Genomic DNA, 5905 nt, shown 5'->3' on the forward strand with positions numbered 1-5905 from the left:
GCTTACGTGCGCGCGAACGAGGACGTGGCCACCTTCGAATCCAACCTGCCTGTCGTCCTGCTGCACACGCACCGGTCGGGGCGGGGGGGGGCGCCCCCCCCCCCCCCCCCCCCCCCCCCCCACCCCCTGTTGCTTGCCTGCCTGGTGCCTACAGCTTGGCGAAGGCCTGCTCGAGGTCCGAGATCAGGTCCTCGACGTCTTCGATGCCCACCGAGAGGCGCAGCAGGTTCACCGGCACGGCCAGCTCGGTGCCCTTCACCGAGGCGTGGGTCATCTCCGAGGGGTAGTTCATCAGCGATTCGATGCCGCCCAGGGACTCGGCCAGGGTGAACACGTGGGTCGCCTCGGCCACGGTGCGCGCTGCGTTCTCGCCGCCGGTGAACTGCACCGAGACCATGCCGCCGAAGTCGCGCATCTGCGCCTTGGCCAGCTCATGCCCGGGGTGCGAGGGCAGCCCCGGGTAGTGCACTGCCTCGACCTCGGGGCGCTGTTCCAGCCACTGGGCCACGGCCATCGCGTTTTCGGAGTGGGTGCGCATGCGCACGCCCAGGGTCTTCAGGCCGCGGGTGGTCAGGAACGCGTCCATCGGGCCGGAGACCGCGCCGACGGCGAACTGGATGAAGCCGATGGCCTCGGCCAGCACCGGGTCCTTGACCACGATGGCGCCGCCGACCACGTCGGAGTGCCCGCCGATGTACTTGGTGGTGGAGTGCACCACCACATCCGCGCCGAGGTCCAGCGGCTGCTGCAGGTACGGGGAGGCGAAGGTGTTGTCGACCACCAGCAGGGCTCCTGCCTCGTGCGCGATGGCGGCGATGGCCTTGATGTCGGAGATTCGCATCATCGGGTTCGACGGCGTCTCGACCCAGACCAGCTTGGTCTTGTTGGCCGCGATGGCGGACTTCAGCGCGGCATGGTCGGACATGTCCACGGGTGTGTTGCCGATGCCCCAGCCGCCCAGGACCCGCGAAATCAGCCGGTAGGTTCCGCCGTAGGCGTCGTTGCCCAGCACGATGTGGTCCCCGGGTTCGGCCAGGGCGCGGATCAGCGAGTCCTCGGCGGCCAGGCCGGAGGAGAACGAGTAGGCGTGGGTGCCGTTTTCCAGGGCGGCGAGCTGTTCCTGCAGGGCGTCGCGGGTGGGGTTGCCGCCGCGGCCGTACTCGTAGCCGGCGCGCAGGTTGCCGATGCCGTCCTGGGCGTAGGTCGAGGAGAAGTGCAGCGGCGGGACCACTGCCCCGGTGCGGGGTTCGAACGCCTGGCCGGCGTGGACCGCGCGGGTGTTGAATCCTTGGATGTTTTCACTCATGTTGGGAGCCAACTTTCTTAGTGGGTGAGGTAGGTCAGCAGGTCGTGGCGGGTGATGACCCCGACCGCTGCCCCGTCGTCGGTGACCAGCAGCGCGTCGTGCCTGGAGAGCTGTTCCTTGGCGCGGTCGATGGTTTCGTGGATGCCGATCAGCGGCAGCGCGGCGGTGACCAGCGGGCCCACCGGGTCGGTCAGCGCGATCTCGTTGCGGAACAGCTTTTCGGTCAGCGTGCGCTCGTCGAGGTAGCCGCGCACCTCGCCGATGCGTACCGGGGGCTCTGCGGAAAGCACCGGCAGGGCCGAGACGCCGTATTCGTTCATGATGCCGATGGCGTCGCGGACGGACTCGTTCATGTGGGTGTGGACCAAATCCGGCAGGTCCTTCGGCTTGGCCGAGAGCAGCTGGCCGACGGTGTCCACAGCGTCGTCGCGCAGGAAGCCGTAGGAGCGCATCCAGGAGTCGTTGAAGATCTTGCCCAGGTAGCCGCGGCCGCCGTCGGGAAGGATCACCACGACGATTGCCTCTGCGGGAAGGTCCTTGGCCGCCTGCAGGGCGGCGACCACGGCCATGCCGGAGGAGCCGCCGACCAGCAGCCCCTCTTCCTTGGCCAGGCGGCGGGTCATGGCGAATGCGTCGGCGTCGGTCACGGCGATGACCTCGTCGGGCACCGACGGGTCGTAGTTGCCCGGCCACATGTCCTCGCCGACGCCCTCGACGAAGTAGGGGCGGCCGGTGCCGCCGGAGTAGACCGAACCGTCCGGGTCCGCGCCGATGACCTTGACCGGGCCGGAGGCGCGTTCAGCGGAGATTTCCTTGAGGTAGCGGCCGGTGCCGGTGATGGTGCCGCCGGTGCCGGCGCCGATGACCACGTGGGTCAGCGTGCCGTCGGTGTCATTCCAGATTTCCGGGCCGGTGGACTCGTAGTGGCTGTCCGGGGCTGCGGGGTTGGAGAACTGGTCGGGCTTGTAGGCGCCCGGGATCTCGCGCACCAGGCGGTCCGAGACGCCGTAGTAGGACTCGGGGGAATCGGGTGCCACCGCGGTGGGGGTCACCACCACCTCGGCGCCGTAGGCGCGCAGCACGTCGCGCTTTTCCTCGCCGACCTTGTCCGGGGTGACGAAGATGGTCTTGTAGCCCTTGAGCTGGCCGACCATGGCCAGGCCCACACCGGTGTTGCCGCTGGTGGGCTCCACGATCGTGCCGCCCGGCAGCAGGTGCCCGTCGGCCTCGGCATTTTCCACCATTTTGAGGGCAATGCGGTCCTTGATGGACCCGCCGGGGTTCAGGTATTCCAGCTTGACGAGGATGGTTGCCTCGACGCCGTCGGTGACCGAATTGAGCTTGACCAGCGGGGTGTTCCCAATCAGGTCCAGGACTGTGCGTGCATACTTCATGGCGCTCACTCTACCGGCGCTCCGTCACATTCCGGACGCCGTTCGTAGTGAATCTTCATGCGTTGGAAGGGGCGGTCCCGGTGGGAGTATGGATGCATGCCCGATTCCCCCTCGACCCCGCTGCCGGCATGCGACGCGCAGGCTTCCTGGAAGCCGCACGGCCCGTATTCCCTGCGCCAGTCCCTGGGGATCCTGCAACGCGGCGCCGGCGACCCGGCCACCAGGGTCAGGGAAACCGGTGCCTGGTTGTGCTTCCACACCCCGGCAGGTCCCGTCACCCTGTTGGCCACCCGCTCTCTTGGGGTCGATGCGGAAGTCCTACTAAAGGCCTGGGGCCCGGGATCCGCGCATGCGGTCGAGCGCGGCCTGCACCTGCTGGGCGCCTACGACGACTGGAGTACCTTCGACGCCCCGAAAACCAGGGATCTGCTGCACCCGACCGTGGCCAGGAGCCGGAAGTCCAATCCTGGGCTGAGGCTGCCCTCCACGGGGCGCATCTTCGATGCCCTGTTGCCGGCGATCCTTGAACAGAAGGTCACGGTGATCGAGGCGAACTTCGCTTGGCGCTACCTTTGCCTGGCCGTCGGCGAATTGCCGCCGGGCCCTGCGCCGTCGGGCATGCGCCTCCCGCCGACGCCTGCGGCCGTTCGTTCGCTGCAACCGTGGCAATGGCACCAGGCGCGCGTGGATTCAAAGCGCTCCGCTACCGCGCTCCGGGCCGCGTCAGCGGCCAACGCCCTCGAACGCTGGGCGCTGCTGGACCTGGGTGCCAAGCGGGAGAACGTGATGGGTGCCGGAACGCTGGCAGCGGCGCTGGAATCACTCCCCGGTGTGGGGCCGTGGAGCATCGCCGAGGTCCTGCAGCGCACCCATGGTGCCGCGGACCATGTATCGGTGGGTGATTACCATCTGGCGGCCTTCGCCGGGCAGGTACTCACCGGCCGCCGGGTCGACGACGCCGGGATGCTCGACTTGCTGGCGCCCTTTTCCGGGCATCGCCAGCGCGTGGTGCGCTTGATCGGGCTTTCCGGGCAACGCAAGCAGGCGTTTGGCCCGCGTTTGGCGCCGATGGACCACCGACGCCGCTAGGGCGCCGGGGTGAAAGCTACTGTGCTTGGGCCTCTTGCTCGGCGATCTGCGCGTGGACCTGATGCATGTCGATGCCCTTGACGGCCACGACGAGGTCGTCTAGCTGCGAGGCGTTCATCGCGCCGGGCTGCGAGAAGACCAGCACCTTGTCGCGGAAGGCCATCAGCGTGGGGATGGAGGTGATGTTTGCAGCGCGGGCCAGTCCCTGTTCGGCCTCGGTGTCTACCTTGGCGAATTTCACGTCGGGGTATTTCTCGGAAATGTCGTCATAGACCGGGGCAAATTGGCGGCAGGGTCCGCACCATGCCGCCCAGAAATCCACGAAGACAATGTCATTTTCATCCAGCGTCGTCGTGAACTCAGACTCGGTGATATTGATAGTAGCCATGTACCAACGTTACCGCGTGATGCCGGAGTCGCCGCAGTCGGCACCCGGCTTTTGGCTCCCCCACGCCGTTTTCACGCCCCGGTACGACCGCATGCCACAAGTTATCCACAACTTCGTCGGACAGCGCCCGCCGGCGCGCACGCGCCCGTATGCTCGAGGAAATGCCACATCCGACCAAGGAGGCAGCCATCCACCAAAGCATCGGGCGAAGCGCGGGTCTTGTGGTCCCGTCCGGTTCGCCAGCCAGGCCCGGTTCCCTAGACGGAACATCGGGCTCCACGGATAACAGGAAGGATGCATCCTGACCCGGACCGTGTAGAGACGGATGCGGGTCGGCTGCCACCACGGAAATGACACGTTGCACCTTGTTGCTGATAACGACCGGGGAATCCGGGCGCAAGGCCCTCTCCGAAGGAATGCTGCTGGCGGAGCGCTACGTCGACGCGCTGCCCATGGATTTGGCCATCGTCGAATCCACTCCTTTTGCGGTTGCCCCCGCGATGCGGATCCAGGAACGGGTCTCTTTTCCAGCCCCATTGGATGACACCACGGCTGCGGCCACGGCCGTTGGGCCGTTGCAGGCCATCTGGAACGGCCAGCGGTGGCTCACTCCCGGTTCGTGTCCTCCCAGGCCACGGGACGACAACGGAGCCACCGAATGGCAATGGGCCCACTATCACGCAGTGCTGTCGGCCCCACGGGATTCAATCATGTTGCTCTGGGACATTTACGTGGTCCCCATGAGCGAAAAGTTGGCCGCCTGAAACTTGGGTGGCGGGAATTGCGCGAACGGATGTTGAGTGGGTCACTTCCCGAAGCGTAGGCCCGCCACCCAACCCGGAAAACGGCTCGCCGCCTGCGAAGATGCGGTCAGGGCATGAAAAAAGCCCGTGTTCAAATCTTTTGGATTTGAACACGGGCTTCGTTCATTCGGTGGCAGATACTGGATTCGAACCAGTGAAGGCGTTGCCAGCTGATTTACAGTCAGCCCCCTTTGGCCGCTCGGGTAATCTGCCGAATTGTTCCCTTCGGAACGAGTAGAAACTCTACATGACAATTTCCCCAGAGTGCAAATCGAGGGTTCGTCGGCGCGTCAGCACCCGGTTTCTCCGGGCTTTTGGGACGTCCCGGTACTCTTGTAGGCAAAGCACAATCACTACCCAAGGAGGCTCACATGGCGAGCGATTCAACTTTTGATGTTGTCAGCAAGGTCGACAGCCAAGAAGTGTCCAATGCACTGAACCAGGCGCAGAAGGAAATAGTCCAGCGCTACGACTTCAAGGGCATTGGCGCCGAGATCGACTTCAGCGGCGAGAAGATCCTGATGAAGGCAAACTCCGAGGAGCGCGTCAAAGCCGTTCTCGACGTGTTCCAGTCCAAGCTGGTCAAGCGCAACATCTCGCTGAAGTCGCTGGAAGCCGGCGAACCTTTCGCCTCGGGCAAGGAATACCGCATCGAGGCCGAGATCGTCGAGGGCATTGCCCAGGACGTGGCGAAGAAGATCAACAAGCTGATTCGCGACGAGGCCCCCAAGGGAGTGAAATCCACCATCCAGGGTGACGAGCTTCGCGTGTCCTCCAAGTCCCGCGACGACCTGCAGGCCACCATGACCCTGCTGCGCTCCTTTGAGGACGCGGACCTGCAGTTCGTGAACTTCCGCTAAACGGACCTCACGACCATGCGGCGCCGCCGCCGAGAACGGGAGGGGGGGGGGCGCCCAACAGGGGG

At 65.6% G+C, this 5905-nt stretch carries 6 protein-coding genes and 1 tRNA gene; 3 read left to right on the forward strand and 4 right to left on the reverse strand.

The annotated features are described in order from the left end of the window. Nucleotides 1–148 precede the first annotated feature (148 nt). The gene (locus ACLQ7E_RS07510; protein WP_411731951.1) at nt 149–1306 is read right to left on the reverse strand and encodes a cystathionine gamma-synthase; all 1158 of its coding nucleotides are present in this window, start codon (nt 1304–1306) and stop codon (nt 149–151) included. A 17-nt stretch (nt 1307–1323) separates the two neighbouring features. Continuing rightward, nucleotides 1324–2700 (reverse strand): cystathionine beta-synthase, encoded by a 1377-nt coding sequence (locus ACLQ7E_RS07515; RefSeq protein ID WP_411731952.1) that lies wholly within the window; start codon nt 2698–2700, stop codon nt 1324–1326. A gap of 96 nt (nt 2701–2796) precedes the next feature. Here ACLQ7E_RS07515 and ACLQ7E_RS07520 point away from each other — a divergent pair, with 96 nt between their 5' ends. After that, nucleotides 2797–3789: a DNA-3-methyladenine glycosylase family protein gene (locus tag ACLQ7E_RS07520; RefSeq protein WP_411731953.1), complete on the forward strand. Its 993-nt coding sequence runs from the start codon at nt 2797–2799 to the stop codon at nt 3787–3789. A gap of 16 nt (nt 3790–3805) precedes the next feature. On the opposite strand, the gene trxA is transcribed toward ACLQ7E_RS07520, so the two are convergent. Continuing rightward, nucleotides 3806–4177 (reverse strand): thioredoxin, encoded by a 372-nt coding sequence (gene trxA / locus ACLQ7E_RS07525; RefSeq protein ID WP_411731954.1) that lies wholly within the window; start codon nt 4175–4177, stop codon nt 3806–3808. A gap of 365 nt (nt 4178–4542) precedes the next feature. Here trxA and ACLQ7E_RS07530 point away from each other — a divergent pair, with 365 nt between their 5' ends. Next, nucleotides 4543–4941, forward strand: coding sequence for a hypothetical protein (locus ACLQ7E_RS07530; protein WP_411731955.1), 399 nt, complete (start codon nt 4543–4545; stop codon nt 4939–4941). A 170-nt stretch (nt 4942–5111) separates the two neighbouring features. On the opposite strand, the gene ACLQ7E_RS07535 is transcribed toward ACLQ7E_RS07530, so the two are convergent. Continuing rightward, nucleotides 5112–5193: transfer RNA gene (locus ACLQ7E_RS07535), tRNA-Tyr, on the reverse strand. Nucleotides 5194–5351: 158 nt separating this feature from the next. Between ACLQ7E_RS07535 and ACLQ7E_RS07540 the strand changes: the two genes are divergently transcribed. Beyond that, nucleotides 5352–5840 (forward strand): YajQ family cyclic di-GMP-binding protein, encoded by a 489-nt coding sequence (locus ACLQ7E_RS07540; RefSeq protein WP_411731956.1) that lies wholly within the window; start codon nt 5352–5354, stop codon nt 5838–5840. The last annotated feature ends 65 nt before the right edge of the window (nt 5841–5905 follow it).

This window comes from Paeniglutamicibacter sp. (assembly GCF_046714615.1).
Lineage (GTDB): Bacteria > Actinomycetota > Actinomycetes > Actinomycetales > Micrococcaceae > Paeniglutamicibacter.

Coding starts and splice junctions, on each gene's coding strand:
- ACLQ7E_RS07515 (WP_411731952.1), bottom strand. CDS start 2,700: ATGAAGTATGCACGCACAGTCCTGGACCTGATTGGGAACACCCCGCTG.
- trxA (WP_411731954.1), bottom strand. CDS start 4,177: ATGGCTACTATCAATATCACCGAGTCTGAGTTCACGACGACGCTGGAT.
- ACLQ7E_RS07520 (WP_411731953.1), top strand. CDS start 2,797: ATGCCCGATTCCCCCTCGACCCCGCTGCCGGCATGCGACGCGCAGGCT.
- ACLQ7E_RS07540 (WP_411731956.1), top strand. CDS start 5,352: ATGGCGAGCGATTCAACTTTTGATGTTGTCAGCAAGGTCGACAGCCAA.
- ACLQ7E_RS07510 (WP_411731951.1), bottom strand. CDS start 1,306: ATGAGTGAAAACATCCAAGGATTCAACACCCGCGCGGTCCACGCCGGC.